The 14,437-nt window shown below is 47.6% G+C and carries 20 protein-coding genes and 1 tRNA gene; 18 read left to right on the top strand and 3 right to left on the bottom strand.

What is annotated here, in order from left to right; genetic code table 11:
• Positions 1–69 precede the first annotated feature (69 nt).
• The 18 genes from ACMUEV_RS19585 to ACMUEV_RS19500 all read left to right on the top strand — a co-directional run bounded on the left by ACMUEV_RS19585 (position 70) and on the right by ACMUEV_RS19500 (position 12,171).
• Entirely contained in the window at positions 70–447 is a 378-nt protein-coding gene (locus tag ACMUEV_RS19585) for a hypothetical protein (RefSeq protein ID WP_190652919.1), read from the top strand.
• On the top strand, positions 444–785 hold the full coding sequence (locus ACMUEV_RS19580; protein WP_415354646.1) for a hypothetical protein: 342 nt from the start codon (positions 444–446) through the stop codon (positions 783–785). The genes ACMUEV_RS19585 and ACMUEV_RS19580 overlap by 4 nt, the downstream gene beginning before the upstream one ends.
• Positions 782–1,012, top strand: coding sequence for a hypothetical protein (locus tag ACMUEV_RS19575; protein WP_415354645.1), 231 nt, complete (start codon positions 782–784; stop codon positions 1,010–1,012). The genes ACMUEV_RS19580 and ACMUEV_RS19575 overlap by 4 nt, the downstream gene beginning before the upstream one ends.
• Positions 1,013–1,098: 86 nt before the next feature.
• Complete coding sequence (locus ACMUEV_RS19570) at positions 1,099–1,335, top strand: hypothetical protein (protein WP_415354627.1); 237 nt, start codon at positions 1,099–1,101, stop codon at positions 1,333–1,335.
• A 99-nt stretch (positions 1,336–1,434) separates the two neighbouring features.
• Positions 1,435–1,767, top strand: a complete 333-nt coding sequence (locus ACMUEV_RS19565) for a hypothetical protein (protein ID WP_415354626.1) — start codon at positions 1,435–1,437, stop codon at positions 1,765–1,767.
• Positions 1,764–1,955, top strand: a complete 192-nt coding sequence (locus ACMUEV_RS19560) for a hypothetical protein (RefSeq protein ID WP_415354644.1) — start codon at positions 1,764–1,766, stop codon at positions 1,953–1,955. Before ACMUEV_RS19565 ends, ACMUEV_RS19560 begins: the two co-directional genes overlap by 4 nt.
• Before the next feature lie 155 nt (positions 1,956–2,110).
• The gene (locus tag ACMUEV_RS19555) at positions 2,111–2,527 is read left to right on the top strand and encodes a hypothetical protein (RefSeq protein WP_415354643.1); all 417 of its coding nucleotides are present in this window, start codon (positions 2,111–2,113) and stop codon (positions 2,525–2,527) included.
• An 11-nt stretch (positions 2,528–2,538) separates the two neighbouring features.
• Positions 2,539–3,405, top strand: a complete 867-nt coding sequence (locus ACMUEV_RS19550; RefSeq protein WP_415354642.1) for a hypothetical protein — start codon at positions 2,539–2,541, stop codon at positions 3,403–3,405.
• Between the two features lie 66 nt (positions 3,406–3,471).
• Complete coding sequence (locus tag ACMUEV_RS19545; protein WP_190650899.1) at positions 3,472–5,313, top strand: hypothetical protein; 1,842 nt, start codon at positions 3,472–3,474, stop codon at positions 5,311–5,313.
• Between the two features lie 185 nt (positions 5,314–5,498).
• Entirely contained in the window at positions 5,499–5,672 is a 174-nt protein-coding gene (locus ACMUEV_RS19540; protein WP_190650897.1) for a type II toxin-antitoxin system HicA family toxin, read from the top strand.
• A gap of 3 nt (positions 5,673–5,675) precedes the next feature.
• Entirely contained in the window at positions 5,676–5,966 is a 291-nt protein-coding gene (locus ACMUEV_RS19535) for a hypothetical protein (RefSeq protein ID WP_190650895.1), read from the top strand.
• Positions 5,967–5,968: 2 nt separating this feature from the next.
• Positions 5,969–6,289, top strand: a complete 321-nt coding sequence (locus ACMUEV_RS19530) for a hypothetical protein (protein ID WP_190650893.1) — start codon at positions 5,969–5,971, stop codon at positions 6,287–6,289.
• Between the two features lie 256 nt (positions 6,290–6,545).
• Positions 6,546–6,749, top strand: a complete 204-nt coding sequence (locus ACMUEV_RS19525; protein ID WP_190650891.1) for a hypothetical protein — start codon at positions 6,546–6,548, stop codon at positions 6,747–6,749.
• Between the two features lie 77 nt (positions 6,750–6,826).
• Positions 6,827–7,507, top strand: a complete 681-nt coding sequence (locus ACMUEV_RS19520) for a hypothetical protein (RefSeq protein WP_190650889.1) — start codon at positions 6,827–6,829, stop codon at positions 7,505–7,507.
• A gap of 163 nt (positions 7,508–7,670) precedes the next feature.
• The gene (locus tag ACMUEV_RS19515) at positions 7,671–8,075 is read left to right on the top strand and encodes a hypothetical protein (RefSeq protein WP_190650887.1); all 405 of its coding nucleotides are present in this window, start codon (positions 7,671–7,673) and stop codon (positions 8,073–8,075) included.
• The gene (locus ACMUEV_RS19510; protein WP_190650885.1) at positions 8,072–11,707 is read left to right on the top strand and encodes a bifunctional DNA primase/polymerase; all 3,636 of its coding nucleotides are present in this window, start codon (positions 8,072–8,074) and stop codon (positions 11,705–11,707) included. The genes ACMUEV_RS19515 and ACMUEV_RS19510 overlap by 4 nt, the downstream gene beginning before the upstream one ends.
• Positions 11,688–11,867 (top strand): hypothetical protein, encoded by a 180-nt coding sequence (locus tag ACMUEV_RS19505; protein ID WP_190650882.1) that lies wholly within the window; start codon positions 11,688–11,690, stop codon positions 11,865–11,867. Before ACMUEV_RS19510 ends, ACMUEV_RS19505 begins: the two co-directional genes overlap by 20 nt.
• Positions 11,854–12,171 (top strand): hypothetical protein, encoded by a 318-nt coding sequence (locus tag ACMUEV_RS19500; protein WP_190650881.1) that lies wholly within the window; start codon positions 11,854–11,856, stop codon positions 12,169–12,171. The genes ACMUEV_RS19505 and ACMUEV_RS19500 overlap by 14 nt, the downstream gene beginning before the upstream one ends.
• Here ACMUEV_RS19500 and ACMUEV_RS19495 read toward each other — a convergent pair.
• From ACMUEV_RS19495 to ACMUEV_RS19485, 3 genes are all read right to left on the bottom strand, one after another.
• Positions 12,121–13,272 (bottom strand): tyrosine-type recombinase/integrase, encoded by a 1,152-nt coding sequence (locus tag ACMUEV_RS19495; protein ID WP_190650879.1) that lies wholly within the window; start codon positions 13,270–13,272, stop codon positions 12,121–12,123. The two genes, ACMUEV_RS19500 and ACMUEV_RS19495, sit on opposite strands and share 51 nt — an antisense overlap.
• 173 nt (positions 13,273–13,445) lie before the next feature.
• Positions 13,446–13,519: transfer RNA gene (locus tag ACMUEV_RS19490), tRNA-Pro, on the bottom strand.
• Positions 13,520–13,951: 432 nt separating this feature from the next.
• Positions 13,952–14,365: a response regulator gene (locus ACMUEV_RS19485; protein ID WP_190650877.1), complete on the bottom strand. Its 414-nt coding sequence runs from the start codon at positions 14,363–14,365 to the stop codon at positions 13,952–13,954.
• Positions 14,366–14,437 lie beyond the last annotated feature (72 nt).

The raw sequence follows: 14,437 nt of genomic DNA, 5'->3' as shown, positions 1-14,437 counted from the left end.
TTGCTCTAAAACTTCCCCTTGATACTCAGTTAGACGAGACAGCACACAATCATTTCAGGACTTCTCAAAATGCACGCAACTTCAATTTCAATCAAGCTATCCGACGCAGAAATCAGAACAGCGATCGCGCTTTATCTGCAAAAGAATCACCCCGGCTGCCAAGGTTTCGATCTTGAACTAATAGGACAGTCCTACATCGAACCCGGTGAGCTAATCGCAAAGTGCAAGGTACTGCCGGATCTCGACGATACAGACATCGCTTTTGGTGTTCGCATAGACGACGGCTTTGGCGGGATATACGAGTTTGTTGCACTATGCCGCACTGAAGCGATCGCGCATGAAACCGGAGAAGAATTTCTCGGTAAGCCCTTCAAGGATAAGGTTTGCACCGAATTCGAGATCATCCCTATGAAGCGCAACAGTGAAGGAGTATGGGAACAGCTATGAGCGAGATTCTTACTAAAATCTCTAGTTTTTTCGGTGGCGATGCAATGCCCAAAGCATCATTCAGTGATCTGGCTTTCTTGGTTTCAACCATAGGACGATCGCTGGTGAGCGGCGAGCCGATCGAGGTGAGCAGCTTTGACGGATTTATGAATCGCCGCAAGACATTCGAGCAGAGTTCGAGATTAGACACGATCGTGTGTCTCGGCAGGCTTTCGGCACTGCTCGAAACAAAGCTGCAAGATATGCCAGCTAAGGAACTCGAAGCACTCGATCGGATGCGTCAAATGGTGCTGCAAGCTTCTGAGCTTCCAAAACGACTCGACAACCGAGATTTATGAAAGTTGGTAATTTCGTCTACTGGCGAACGTGTCCGGGGCATCTATCAGCTTTTCAACGCAACCAAATCGTCGAAGTCCGAGGCGATCGGGCAAGGTTGAGATTTTTCAGGGACTTTATCGCGATCGCAGACTTGGAGCTAACCAATCCAGGTGAAGGCGAGCAAATTTTCTGCAAGAGATACGGAACGCCGATCACGAACGATTGGGACGATTACGACGATTGGTGACATCAAAAAGCCGTCCCACAGCTACCAAACTACCAGGACGGCTTCTAAACCCCAACAAACCTAAAAATCATTGAGGATTTTTCATTATGGACCGCTTCGGAATTTTCGCGGGTATTACCGCAGTTTGCCTTGGAGCAGGGAGCGCGATCGCATTGATTGCCTCTCACTCGCAGCCACAAAACTTGCAGCACATTCGATACGAGCAAGATGGCAAGGAAATCGATAAGTCAACTTACGATCGCGAGTTCAAAAAGAACCCTGCATCTGTTGCTGAATGCACTCGCGGCAACGCTACGAGCGAGGTGCAATGCGCTGGAGGCTAGGGCTAGACAATAAACCGCGATCGCTTACTCCCGCGAAGAAACGGGCGATCGCTACTCACAACTTCTCACAACAAATACACGAACGGAGAAATCGAGATCATGGCTAACTCAATCGGCTATTACGGCGGAAATTACGACATTACTGAGATTAAGGAATTCGCAGAAAAATTCGAGGATGCAGCAGGCAATTGCAGCCTATCTGATAACGATCAAGCGGCATTAGTTGCAGTGCTTGGGGTTCATGCTTGGGGGTTGAAGTCCGGGCTTCAAGATGACTTCTGGACAAGCGTTTCAGACGCGATCGGGGACGGCGTTGAAACCTCAATGGAAAACGAATCGGCAAACGATCCAATGCTGTTTGCACTTGAAAGCTTATCGACTCTGACAGACCCGATTCAGTGTTGGGCAGTCATCGCTTGGTTAATTCAATGATCGACCTCAAAGACGAATTTATCCCACACCCGCTCGAACATATGGCTTCAGAGCGGGTGAAAGCAACAATGCAGCAGATTCGTAGCATCGTCGAAAATTCCGGCTTGGATGAAGACGAGTTACCTGATCTGCAATTCCTGGTAGAAGACTTTGCCAACGATTTAGAGAATCTAATCCCGGAGGATTAAACCGTGAGCAACTATCACCGTGATGACGGATCGATGATGAGCGGGATTTTCGTATTTGGTTGCGTCCTGCTTGCTTTCGTCGCTGGCTACTGGGTGCGTGACCAGGGTGTTCTATTCAAGGTTGAAGTCCCACAAGTCGAGCAACGGAGGACGAAGTGAGCCTACACAAACAGCTTTACCTCTACGCCCGAAACCTTGGATTAGGTCTATTGCTTTTCTCTGCCGCCGTCGGAGGCTCCCAGTTATTCATCAAAGCAGGTAAACAGCATCAAACCGATGTGAAAACCGCAGAGATTGAGCAGCGCGCGCAAATTGCAGAGAAGCAGGCAGACGCGCAAGACAGAGAGGCTAAAGCCTTTCAGAAAGCAGATCAGTTAAACATCGATCGGCTGATTGTTGGCGATCTTAGCCGAGAGCAAATCAAACCAGGTCTTCCAGGTTGGAAGAATCAACCGAGTCGAACCCTATTGATTTTCGACAAGTTTCAACGATGCGCGGGTATCTGGAAGGATCGCAAATTCACGCCAGATACAACCGTCTGCAATAACCCTGATCACCCACTACTCAAATAGGAGCAGCACTCATGGCACTTCGGAACGCTCAAGACAACTCAACTCAGCCCAAAGCAACCGGATCAGATTCGACTCAGCCCAAATCGAATCACAACACTGAACCGACTGCTGATGAAATCTTCGGTTCGCTTGCTGACTCGATCGCATGGTTCTTCTCCCGTCCTGCTGCACTTTACAAGTGGTGTACGGCTCCACGGGGAGGACAACGAATCTTTCTCGGTTCCATCGCCATTTACTTCTGGTTATGCAGTGCTGAGTCTTATTGGCAAGCACTCGCGATCGGCAATCACTTCTCTAAGACGGGCAAGTTCGACGGCTCATATATTGCTGAAACTCACCCGTCATTCATGCCGAAACCGTTCAGTCCCAATAATGGCAACATTCAAAATATTGGGATTGCTTTTGCTGATCCAAACTTCTATGTGACGGGCATTATCTCGATCGTCATTCTGGGAGTTCAAGCCAACTTGCAGCGTGGTAAGAAGTCTGTTGCCAAGGCAAAGCAGGACTACGAATCAGTGAAGAACTTTCGAGTGGGTGATGTCCCAAAAGAAGCGATCGACGTAGTTCACATTGAAGCGAAAGCCTACAAGCAAGCAGGAACAGCTAATCATAAAAAGATCTCAGGCGTGGTTCGAGCTTCCTATGTTGTGGACATTGCATCCGCCGTCGCACCGCTTTATCGGTTCATGTTCCTTAGTCCTAGCGCTTTCGTCACTTCTGCTATCTGGACTTACATCAATGTCTTTGCCGCAGAAAAGTTTGTGGCACTCTGGCAAGCCAATGAGGACATCGTGAAGGCTGAGTCTGAATCGAAGCGTTTCCCCAAAGTACTGAACTTTAGAAAGCCTTCTGCAAACAAATCTGAATCCGCATAGATATGACAAAGCGCGATCGTTGGGTGCGCGATCGCGCCTGTTCAAGTTCTCATCAGGAGTTAGCTCATGAGCCTAAACAAATTTAACCCTCAATCAATGCAGGATGACCACCTACTGCCTGCAACCTTGCTAGAGATGGGCGACACGCTCAACTTCATCGAAACCCGTAAACATAGCCTGCGTAATGAGATCAAGACATCCAAGATTGATGCAGGCGTTGGCAAAGTTTCAGGGCTTGCGGGAATTGCAGGCGGAGGCGCACTACTCATTCTCAGCAATCCGTTAGGCTCACTCGTCGTCGCAGGTGGCGCGATCGCCTATTCGATGGCTGTATTCGCCCAATGGCTACAGACTGGCAAAGTTCAAATCATGCCGCTATCAAGCAAGACTCAAGCCGAGCGTGATGTTGAGTTGTCCAGTTCAACTGAAACCGGAAACGCTTACGACGTTTCTGCGATTCAGGGTGCGCGGGATTCGATTCGAGAGGATGCAGCCTACTTGAGCGATCGCGAAAAGGTTGAGTATGAATTGCTCCACTTCTCGCCAGAAGGCTTAATGTCAGCAATGAACCATGTTCACCCGACACAACGATGGGCGTGCTATCAATTCCTCATTGATGCGTTTCTCGCGGGTACAATTCAGAGCTATTTTGCGAATCCCCAAGCATTGCGAGATGTTCTAGGCAATCCAGCGATTTATACGAGCCATCTGCCAGAAGCCGCGAAGCGATTCCCTCAATATGGATTGCAAAGCGCAGGCGCAATCAGAGCCGAAGATGCGAACGTATCATTTCAACCTGCGGCAGTGCCCACAATTGGGGCAAATACCCGATTGAATGCGGTAGAAGTGCAATCTTCTCCAATGGTTCAAAGCGTCGCTTCTGTGGCTCAAAAACAGGCATCACAGGACATTGCTAAATCACTTGCTGAACATCTGCAATCGACTTTGATCGTCGGACAGCCAGGAGCCGGAAAAGGGTTGACGATCGCGTATGCAACTCGCTGGATCAAACAGCTTCATCCTGACTGTCAGATTTGGGCGATTGATCCGAAGTCAGATCCGGCAGAGGCGGACTACTGGAAAATGTGCGATCGCTTGCTGAAATGTCCCATTCGTCCGTTCACGCCTGCTGAAGACATGGAGGGGATTCAAGACGCGATCGATAACTTTATCGCAGAATTCCAAAACTCACGCGCACCCATGAAGCTTCTGATTTTTGATGAAGCCCTCGCGGTGAAAGAAAAGACCGGGAAGTGGTTCAAAGGACTGATGGCAGGTTTTAACGCGCTTTGCTCAATGGGACGGAGTTCTAAACAGTACGGCTGGCTAGTCAGTCAATCGCCCAATACTGATGATTTTGGTATCAGTGGCGGTACTCGAAACGTTTATCGTCGGGTGCTGTTACTGGCAAAGTCGAATCAAGGATTGATTGCGAATGGATCGACGTTCTTTAGTGGCAAACCAACGCCATCACAACTGGATGCAACCGGGCGGGTATATTTCGACTCGATCTCAAATTCGTGGGGAATCACTCCGGTTTATCCCGACTTGGTTCGAGATGTTGCTGCAAATTCGGAGCCTAAAACAGAGCCAAAATCTCGCAGGGTATCACTCGAATCTTTAATGCAATCGACTGAAGCCGAACATCCGATCGAGCAGTTTTATCACAGCGATTCTGTCGCATCAGATGAAGCGGAATCTGACTCATCAGAACTCGCGATCAGAGCAGAAATCAAGCGTTTCTTATTGGCAAATGGTGAAGGCTCTAAACCTCGTGACCTTGCTAATAAAGCGCGATCGCCCGTCCGTAAAATGCCTGTTGAAGAAATCAAACTTTATCTCGATGTGATGGCACTCGAAGATGAAATCTACGAGGTTGACGGAACGTTTTTCGCTAACAGCAATTAGCCTCTGTAGCAGTCTGTATCATGTAGCGAAAATATTCGTGTAGCAGAGTGTAGCAACGGTGCTACAGGTGCTACAGCCCCTTGCTACAGTGCTACAGCTTGCGACATGCTACAGTGCTACAGCTCAAAATGCTACAACGCTACACTCTACAACTGAACTATTAAACTATTAACAAATGCAGCAATATGTCTCAGCAATTCAAGCAGAAATTAATCGCTCAAGGATGGCGATTCAAACGATTCGGGAAAGGTTCACATCAAATCTGGAGCCATCCACAGCGAGGGACGATCGCGATTAGTTTAAGCGCAATGAAACAGCGCATCTCGAAAGGACTCGAACGGCAGTTATTTGGACTCTGAAAAATGAGACTCTCTGAACTTTTGAATCAATTACTCGATCGCGGCTTCAACCCCGAAATTCTCAGCACTGGCGAAATAGTTTGCCGCGTCAATTTAGACTATGAAAGCTTCGGATTTACCCTCGTTCCTGACGAGCTTATGCGCTGCATTGCATGGAGCAGTTACGCAGGACAGATTTATTTCGATCGCTGCTTTGAAACGCTGAGTCAAGCAATCTTTGCAGCGATGATGGCTGCAAGCTTCGACGATGCCAGACTGACTGAAGCGATCGCTGAACATCCAAAAACGAGGTAGGAATGATGAAACTTGCAGCTTATTTTGTTTCAGAGAACACCCACTTCTGCCAAATTGGGCTACAGTTCACCGCCAAAACGAGAGCAGGCAACGATCGCACCTTCTTCTGGGTTTCAAGCCGTAAAGACAATCCGGAGCGCATATTTAGATGGGTTCCAACTCCACACAATCGATCGGGACACTGGAAGGAACTCGCGATCGCAACCCTGAGTGAGAAAAAACGAACTGAGCTTAACAACTGCTGGCAGTCACAACAAGACATTGGGCTATGGATTGCTCACTCAAAACGAAACGCGCATTTTCGAGAAATGGAGACGGCATGAGCCAGAGGCGATCGCGTCAAAAGCAATCACACTCCCATTCACAGAACTGTTAACACTAATATTAGTGTTTGTGTATGACAATTGTCTGACATGTGAATCGAAGCCATCATATTGAGCGTTGCCATTACAGAAAATTTATTTTTCAAAAATCCACATTTCTCTGAAATGATCATGTATCTTATAGTTCAAGTGTTTGTATTTATATAGCGTCACAGCTTGGAAGATGCCTAAGCAAGACGCTAGATAGGAGGTTTTTATGCAAGGCGATCGTTGTGACAGCAGATACAGCAATCAGGTAAATAGCGCTCCATTTCTCATCAGTCTTCGGGCAGACGAATTGGCGCACTTTCGATCGACTGTTCCGAAGGGAAAGAGATCGGATGCAATTCGCAAAGCGCTCATTGCTGCGGGATTACTGCCCGATCTTTCGCAAGAAAAACCCCCGGAGGCGGCATCTTGAGTACGCAATATCGACCACTTCTAAGTGGTTTCTTTTGGATTGGGAGTAACGGGAGTACCTTGGCAGTGAGCAGAAGTATGCAAATCGATATCTATAACCGCGCTTACATTGAACTTCCAGAGACGAGCGATTGGGAAGAAACACTTTCTCAGCTTGGAGCAGTCGAAACCGCGATTTTTTCGGGCGCTCCTGATAAGTTACTTGGACTCATGGCGCTTAAGCGTTTTGTTTTGATGCGTGTTATTCAACTGGATTGGAACAGCAAATATAAACCTGTTCCAATTCCCAGAGGCAAGGGGCATAAAGAGCTTATTGACGCTCATGCTCGCTTTTGGCTATCAGCGATCGCAGTAATTAAGCAATTAGATTTTGCATCTGACGTTCTTCCAGTCTCAAAATTTCAGGCATTCAAGGTTCTATTTTTAGAAGACGGGCTGACACTTGACTCGGTGATTGCGCCCGAATCTGAGACAGCAACATCTCTGCATAAATTGATGCAAGCCCAGAATCGCAAGTTGATGAACCATGAAAATCCCTTTGAGCAAGAATGCTTTCCGATGACGTGGGAATTCATTAATCACTCGATTCAACTTGCCGATCGAAATGACCAGTTCAGCAAACATTATTTCAGGCGGATGGCGAAGAAACGAGGCGAACTCACAGCGCTAAAGAACTCGAGAAACACGACTCTATACAGCGCGATCAATGGGCGATTCGTCCCTAGTCGTCAGGGTGGAAAGAAGAATTCGGAACAATAGACAAAAAGTTTATTAAGTTACGAAAGCCAGAAAACTTACTGCGTAAGGGTCGCAGAGGAAAAAAGTTTTTCGCAGGGAACTTTTGTACTTGTGTCAACATACGATTACGCAAAAAAATACCCCGTTTGCAGCGGGGCTAAAAACTAAATGAGCCTTAACAATAATGAAAAATCTTTCTGTTTTGCAACGGGGAACTCCCCCAAAACTTCCTCCTAATTGTAACAGGTTTGAGAATGATTCTCAACTCTCGCTGTTCCCCGGTAATGGTGCGACGCAAAGTCCGAAGCCGACACAGACTCGCCCGACGAATCCACCGAGAACGTCGCCTCGACCGAAGCCGAAACCGGAATTAGCGATCGAACCAGTTCGTTCAGAGTTTGAGGGCGATCGCTACTGCCTGCGCTACGGCACATTCACGCTTCGACTTGAATTGCCAAAAGCTCAAGCTTGCGAGTTATTCGATCGAACTGTTCGACTCGATTGGAGTTTGGACGATCGCGGTGTTCCGACTGATATCGCTCGAATCTGGGCTGCTGCACAGCAAGCGATCGAGGGAGGTGCGGTATGAGCCTCTCAAGATTCCAAGAAGAAGCGATCGGCGGATCTATTGCAACGTTGTCGCTAAAAGATCGACTAATTGAAGGACTGCGCGCCGTTCCCGAAACGATCTCTCTAACCCCGGTACGGGAGAAAAGACCGTATCGTAAGGGCTGGCAGTTAGAAGAGCCGATCGAACGTCAAGAATTAATCAGATTGATTCGGAACGGCGATCGCCAATGGAGCGAGAAAAAGCAGAAGCATTGGACGGCTCACCCAGACGGATACGGAATTCGTTTTGGTGGTGAATATATTGGCGTTGACGTTGACGGATTCAACGCGATCGCGATTCTGAATGATTTATCCCAAGGGGACGTTCCCGAAACGGTCGAGTGGACTTCTGGCAAGTCCGGACGCAAGGGAATGATGTATCGCATTAGCGATACACTTCAAGCGCGGCTTAAAGAGAATGAATTTACTCACCTCCCAATCTATGACACCAATAACGTCGTAAGAGATGGTGAGCAGCAACTTGATCTTAGACACGCTCGCTGTCAGTCGGTTATTCCGCCTTCAACGCACCCACAAACGGGACTCTACAAGTGGATTCGCAGTTTTCAAGATTGTAAGATTGCAGATGCTCCACAGTGGCTAGAGGACTATCTGTTTGCATATTGCGATCGCAAACAGGAAGAGGAACGGGAACGGCAGCGCAAAGTAGAAGAGCTTCTACGACAACAAGAGATTCGCAGACAGCAACCAAACTATGATCCATCGGAAGAAATCACCGCTTTGGTGTTGCTCGATGCCATCGATCCAAATTCGCTCGATTGGTACGAATGGCGCGATAGTCTTCTTGCTGCTCATGAGTGCGGAGTATCAGAGCATGATATGCGACTATGGAGCGCCCAAAGTCATAAGCACACAGATAGCGGGTTTGATGACGTTTGGCGGCATATCAAAGGCGGCAAAACTAAAGCTCTCGGTTACGGTACTCTCTGGCGCTTTGCAGACCTTCAAGGTTGGCAACCTCCAAAGCGCAAATCATTTGACCTTGGAAACGATCCTCTGTACAAAAAGAAGATTGCAGAGCAAGACGAGCAAGCGCGTTGCGATGAGGCAGAAGATCGGGAACGCAATCTAATTTTTTTCAAGGGATTTTGCCGCAAAGTTCGCACAGACAAGCGGCGCAAAGTTCGCGATCGCGCTCCTGAAATCGCAACCGAACAATCCAAGAAACAGCGCTATGTTCCTAGGACCTTACCCGATTATCAGCCTGGTTTGCAGTTGCCAACCTTCACACTCAGAACAATGAGCGATCGCAATTTGTTCGTTTACGAGGCTTTTGAGAAAGGCTGGAAGCATGTTCTCGATCGGTCTGGGACTGGAAGCGGCAAATCTCACTACGCAGGATTGCTAGACCCTGCGAAATTTGGAGCGGAAGAGGAAAACTTCAACCTGTGGTATCTCACCAATGAATCGAGAAGTCCTTCGACGGCGACGATCGAACACAACTTCGAGGAGTTACCAGTCAGAAACCAAGGATTCGAGGCTACTGAGAAGCGAACTCCAAGCGGAAACGTCGTTCGCAAACCAATCTCAGACGGCACACACGCAGGAAATTGCCACCTAACGGATTTATTCCTCAAAGCTGGGGAGAAAGGCTACGGTTCTGAAGGGAGTGCAGCGACTAACCCAATCTGCCAAAAGTGCGCCTACGTTTCGCAGTGTGCCAGAGAGGAAGGTTCCGGTTTCGGCTTCCGGTTTCAGCGTAAAAATTCAATGGTTGCTGGAACGATCCGGCTTAACCCTCAATCAGCACCCGCAAATTTGCCGGGATATCTAATCGCAATTTGGGAAGAAATCAGCGCTTTGATTAAGCCAATCGTCCGAACCGCAAAGGATTCCGATCTCGCGATTGAGTGGATGAACGTTGAGGAGAAAGCACCCGAAATCTACGAGCTACTAAGATCGATTCGGCTATTTTTGTTCGAGCAGATTTACAATCCCTCCGATCGCTGGGGCTTTACCGCTAAGAGCTTTTTAGAGAAGTTGGACTTTCAACTTTCAAGCACACAAAAAGCAGAAATCCTTGATGTACTTCGACCAATCCTTTGCAAATCGCTCGAAGATTTGGTGAAAGTTGAATCCCGCGATAATTCGGAACTTCGAGCAACGCTGAATTCCGCTAGATCTCGCGTGGAGTCGTTACAGCGCAAGTTTTTTGAGTGTGAGCGTAAAATCGCAGAACTAAAAAGGCAACTCCCATGCGACATCCCGCAAGTAGACGATTTACTCTTTCGTCTAGCGAGAAGAACCAAAGGGTTACAACCCAAGATTCGAGAGTACTGGAACTTGATCGAGAAGCAATCCAAACTGCAACACGAAATTCCTGAAGCTGTTGCAGAGTGCAATCAACTCGAAACTGAGTACCAGAACGCAAAAGCCGACACCGAACGGTATAAGCAAAGCGATCGCCAAGAAGCTTTAGCGCGGATTGGAAGTGCGCCAACACAAACGCTCTGGCAGATCCTCAATATTCTGTTTTCTCCAGAGCAAGGATTAGGGAATTTCCGAATCTTTGACAGCAAGGTTGTGCTGACTTTGCCGAACAATCGGATCAAAGAGCTTGTGGAAGGAGCTTCGCTCAATTTTTACTTGGATGCGACGATCGAACCGTCGATCCTTAAAGCTCAGCTAGGGATTGAAGATTTACTGATCTGTGAACTTGAACAAGAAAAAACCAACAATCTCAAGCACTATCAAGTGTTGGGCTTCGGACGTTGTGCAAAAGACCGTGCTGATTCCACAAACGATCGACTAGACCTGCTGCATACAGCAATTCAAGAACGCGAAGGTGCTGATTCGCTTGAACTCGCTGACTACAAAGGTGTTACTGGCTTCGAGGCTAAAATTCGACACCTGAGTAATTCACGCGGTTCAAACGAAATCGCAGGTTCACCCCTTCTAATCGTCCACGGACTGCCGAAACCAAATCAAGGCGCGATCGAGGACGAGTTTGCCTGTATTGCAAATCCTGATTTTAGTTTCGAGCAGTACTATCAGTACCGCATCGACGCGGAAATCAAGCAGTTGGCAGGACGGCAGAGAAGCGATCGCTACCCTACCGAGCAGTTCTCGATTTATTGGATTAGCGAAGATTCACTGCCGTTTGAAGTTGAGCAGATTGAAGCGATCGATATCTGCTATCAAGCTGCACCGAAACAGCAACGGATTGCTCAATCAGTGTTTGAGGCTGTCTGCGAAGCAGCAAGGCTAGGTTTGAAGCTCACCCAAAAGTTGATCGCTCAGTTTGCAGATTGCACTCAAGGGTTTGTCTCAAAGTGGTTCAGAGATCGCGGCGGCTGGACTTATTGGCGTGATTTACTGTTTGAAAAAACGGCAGAGGATATCGAGCAATATCGATCACAACTTGAACCACAAGAAGCAACGATCGCGGAAATCCTGCCCTCTGAACTCGAACACGCAACTGAAGCAGAAGAGGTTCTAGAGATTGTTTCTGCACTCTTTGAAGGGTTCGGAACAGACGGATTTAGACGAATCTGGAAGGCGATCGGCTGGAACACTCGCAGACGATTCTTTGCCGCGCTGCTCACCTTTGGATTGCCCCCGGAGGTGTGGCATGAGCCAGTCAACACCTGAGAATTCAAAAACTGAACTGAATGATTTGCGGATGCGATGTCATCAACTGATTGACGCGATCGCGAAACGTCCCGGTGCAATCAAGCTTCTGAAATTGGCTGAAAAAGCTCTCGTTCTCTACTCGGAATACAAGTCGAACCGAAAATATGGCAACCGATAATAATTTCTTTGAGCTAATTGAAGTCATCAACCAAGATCAACTGCTGAGTTATCTAGACTGGGGTAGCACAGCACTATGGGATCAGATTCGCATTAAAAACGATGCATTCGCGTGGATTAACGGCGTTCATTACTTTCAACCCACACCGAAAGGGAAACTGACCTTTAACAAGCGAATGATTGAGGTGTGGCTGACAGCAAAGTGCCAGAAAGATCCGGAGATGCACCTGAATGCGATCGAACGTTTTCAAGCCCTACACCCCGGTTCCACCCCCGTCCGAGTCAAGCGGAAGAATATCGCCTAGAATCTCTGGAAGTGCCGTTTTACTTGGGATGTAGTGCCCATAATGCTCGAAGATCATCTTTAGAGATGTGCGCGTGTATTTTGCCACCGTAGCGGGATCTTCACCTTGTTTCAGCCAATAGCTGATAAGGGTATGCCGAGAGGTGTTTGGCTTGCGGTACGGAATACCTAACTCGGTTAGAACTGTTTTCCAAGCTCGGTTTCGGAAGTTTGCGTTATCCATGTATCCGCCCTTCCGAGGCGTTGGAAAGATGAGCGCTTCTGGTTTCACATCGATCGGTCGTCGTCTCAACAACATCTGCTGAAGGCTTTTACTGAGTGGTACAAATCCCTCATCCCCTGCCTTCAATTGCCGCAAATCGCCACGGTTGTAGGCTTTACCAAACCAGACTTGTGAACAGTCTTCTGTCACGTCGTCCCAAGTCAGTGCGATCGCTTCCTCAATTCGACATCCAGTACAAAGCAGAAATTCCGCATAATCTGCGTAATAGCTATATTCTGGGTGTGTTCTAAAGCGTTGGATAATACGCTGTACTTCTTGAACTGTAAAGGGTTGAGGTTTTTTAACCTTGCCTCGTGGCACTTCCTTCACAACATTAATCCAAGGATTTTCGCTCACCATTTTTCGAGCGATCGCCCATTCCCAGGCTGATTTTATGTTGCTCAAATATTGTTTCAAGGTTATGGGTGCAAGTTTATCTGTTAGCCATAACCTAAATTTGTCGCAGTCTGCATCTGTCAGATTTCCTGCATAGCGTTCGCGGAAATAAGATTTAAGGTTGCTCAGAGTGCCGTGATACTTATCTAGAGACTGTTTTGCAATTTTTTTGCTTTTGTGTTCGATGAATCGTTCAAACAGTTCATAGACCTTGATCGGCGTGTTGCCATATTTCTCGGACCGATACTTGAACAACGTTGGATCGAACATCCCGTATTCAATATCTCTCTCGATCGTAGATGCTCTCATCTGAGCCTGAGCGCGATTTGTGGGGTTATCTCTTAATCCCAGACTTAAACAGTACCGCTTGCGCTCATACGTCCATCGCAGGCGCAGATTGCCTCGAAGTTCATCAATTCTGACTTCAACCTTGTCTCTCGCCATTCGTGGTATACGGCTCAATTCCTGAATTAACTGGTATACCAAATCCTATACCAAGACCCCGATGAAAACCGCATTAAACCGTACCAGAACATACAAATATACCAGAGCGTATACCACTAATTTTCTAAAACCCTGAAACGACAAAAGCCAGTCATAGACTGGCTTTCATTCAATCGGAGCGGCGGGATTTGAACCCACGACCCCTACTACCCCAAAGTAGTGCGCTACCAAGCTGCGCTACGCCCCGATACTCTTTGCGGTCAATTCTTGAAAGACCTGCAAACTGTTTCTACCGCTCTCAAAGTTCGGTCGAAAGGCATTTCTACCAGATTTCTACCAAATTTCTGAGTCGCGGTTCTCACAATAACACACTGTAAACAAATTTGTATACCCCTTTGTCGAAAGCGCGACAAATTATCAAAAGTTTTTGGATTAGTAGGGATCGAGGGTTCAAATCCCGCCGCTCCGAAAAATTCAGGGAGGTTGAGGATCTCGATGGGAATCTAGGGTAACTCGATGGAATCTAGGATAATCAAAAGCACTTCCCCTGGAGTTTTTGGGTTTTCTAGGGTTGCCCTTTGAGAGTTCCAGGGGGTTAGGAGTTCAAATCTAGATCAGCAGCTCAGAGCATTCTTAGATCAGATTGCCAGTCACCCTAACCGGGGCAACTTAACCTCAGTCAAATTAGATCGAGAATAGTTGAGATGATTTCTTCTGCGTCAATGCCCTTAGGAAAGAACCGATCAAACCCGGCTTCCAAGATCATGTCTGCGCTAAATTCTCGTGTGTAAGACGTGATGGCGATCGCTGGAAGGGGAGGCATCGTTCCTGATTCTGCCTGACGAATTGATTGGATCAGCCAATCGCCATTATAGTCAGGCAATCTGATATCAGAAAGGAGAATATCTGGACGAGAGTGATGAAACCGTGCTAATGCCTCATTGGCTTGCATGACCCAGATGACTTCTGCCCCAACTTCACCCAGAATAAACAGCAGTAAATCTGCGATATCAAGCTCATCCTCTACCAGCAAGACTGTCACTCCTGCTAAAGGTTGCGGTTGATCAGCTTGTGTTTTACCAGTAACGTTCACCTAGCTAGAAGAATGCTCCATGCCTTACGTCCTCCTCCTCCTTTGGCTTAATGAAGTCAATTCGGCAGCGTA

Source organism: Leptolyngbya sp. FACHB-1624 (genome assembly GCF_047649235.1).
In the GTDB taxonomy this organism is placed as follows: domain Bacteria; phylum Cyanobacteriota; class Cyanobacteriia; order Leptolyngbyales; family Leptolyngbyaceae; genus Leptolyngbya; species Leptolyngbya boryana.
Note: the sequence above shows the minus strand (reverse complement) of the source record. Positions and strands in the feature narration are given on the sequence as shown.

What these genes read in the sequence shown, in the direction of transcription:
- ACMUEV_RS19495 (WP_190650879.1), bottom strand. Translation starts at nt 13,272, where the DNA reads ATGGCGAGAGACAAGGTTGAAGTCAGAATTGATGAACTTCGAGGCAAT.
- ACMUEV_RS19570 (WP_415354627.1), top strand. Translation starts at nt 1,099, where the DNA reads ATGGACCGCTTCGGAATTTTCGCGGGTATTACCGCAGTTTGCCTTGGA.
- ACMUEV_RS19505 (WP_190650882.1), top strand. Translation starts at nt 11,688, where the DNA reads ATGAGCCAGTCAACACCTGAGAATTCAAAAACTGAACTGAATGATTTG.
- ACMUEV_RS19585 (WP_190652919.1), top strand. Translation starts at nt 70, where the DNA reads ATGCACGCAACTTCAATTTCAATCAAGCTATCCGACGCAGAAATCAGA.
- ACMUEV_RS19530 (WP_190650893.1), top strand. Translation starts at nt 5,969, where the DNA reads ATGATGAAACTTGCAGCTTATTTTGTTTCAGAGAACACCCACTTCTGC.
- ACMUEV_RS19580 (WP_415354646.1), top strand. Translation starts at nt 444, where the DNA reads ATGAGCGAGATTCTTACTAAAATCTCTAGTTTTTTCGGTGGCGATGCA.
- ACMUEV_RS19565 (WP_415354626.1), top strand. Translation starts at nt 1,435, where the DNA reads ATGGCTAACTCAATCGGCTATTACGGCGGAAATTACGACATTACTGAG.
- ACMUEV_RS19525 (WP_190650891.1), top strand. Translation starts at nt 6,546, where the DNA reads ATGCAAGGCGATCGTTGTGACAGCAGATACAGCAATCAGGTAAATAGC.
- ACMUEV_RS19540 (WP_190650897.1), top strand. Translation starts at nt 5,499, where the DNA reads ATGTCTCAGCAATTCAAGCAGAAATTAATCGCTCAAGGATGGCGATTC.
- ACMUEV_RS19550 (WP_415354642.1), top strand. Translation starts at nt 2,539, where the DNA reads ATGGCACTTCGGAACGCTCAAGACAACTCAACTCAGCCCAAAGCAACC.
- ACMUEV_RS19560 (WP_415354644.1), top strand. Translation starts at nt 1,764, where the DNA reads ATGATCGACCTCAAAGACGAATTTATCCCACACCCGCTCGAACATATG.
- ACMUEV_RS19545 (WP_190650899.1), top strand. Translation starts at nt 3,472, where the DNA reads ATGAGCCTAAACAAATTTAACCCTCAATCAATGCAGGATGACCACCTA.
- ACMUEV_RS19535 (WP_190650895.1), top strand. Translation starts at nt 5,676, where the DNA reads ATGAGACTCTCTGAACTTTTGAATCAATTACTCGATCGCGGCTTCAAC.
- ACMUEV_RS19500 (WP_190650881.1), top strand. Translation starts at nt 11,854, where the DNA reads ATGGCAACCGATAATAATTTCTTTGAGCTAATTGAAGTCATCAACCAA.
- ACMUEV_RS19575 (WP_415354645.1), top strand. Translation starts at nt 782, where the DNA reads ATGAAAGTTGGTAATTTCGTCTACTGGCGAACGTGTCCGGGGCATCTA.
- ACMUEV_RS19510 (WP_190650885.1), top strand. Translation starts at nt 8,072, where the DNA reads ATGAGCCTCTCAAGATTCCAAGAAGAAGCGATCGGCGGATCTATTGCA.
- ACMUEV_RS19520 (WP_190650889.1), top strand. Translation starts at nt 6,827, where the DNA reads ATGCAAATCGATATCTATAACCGCGCTTACATTGAACTTCCAGAGACG.
- ACMUEV_RS19515 (WP_190650887.1), top strand. Translation starts at nt 7,671, where the DNA reads ATGAAAAATCTTTCTGTTTTGCAACGGGGAACTCCCCCAAAACTTCCT.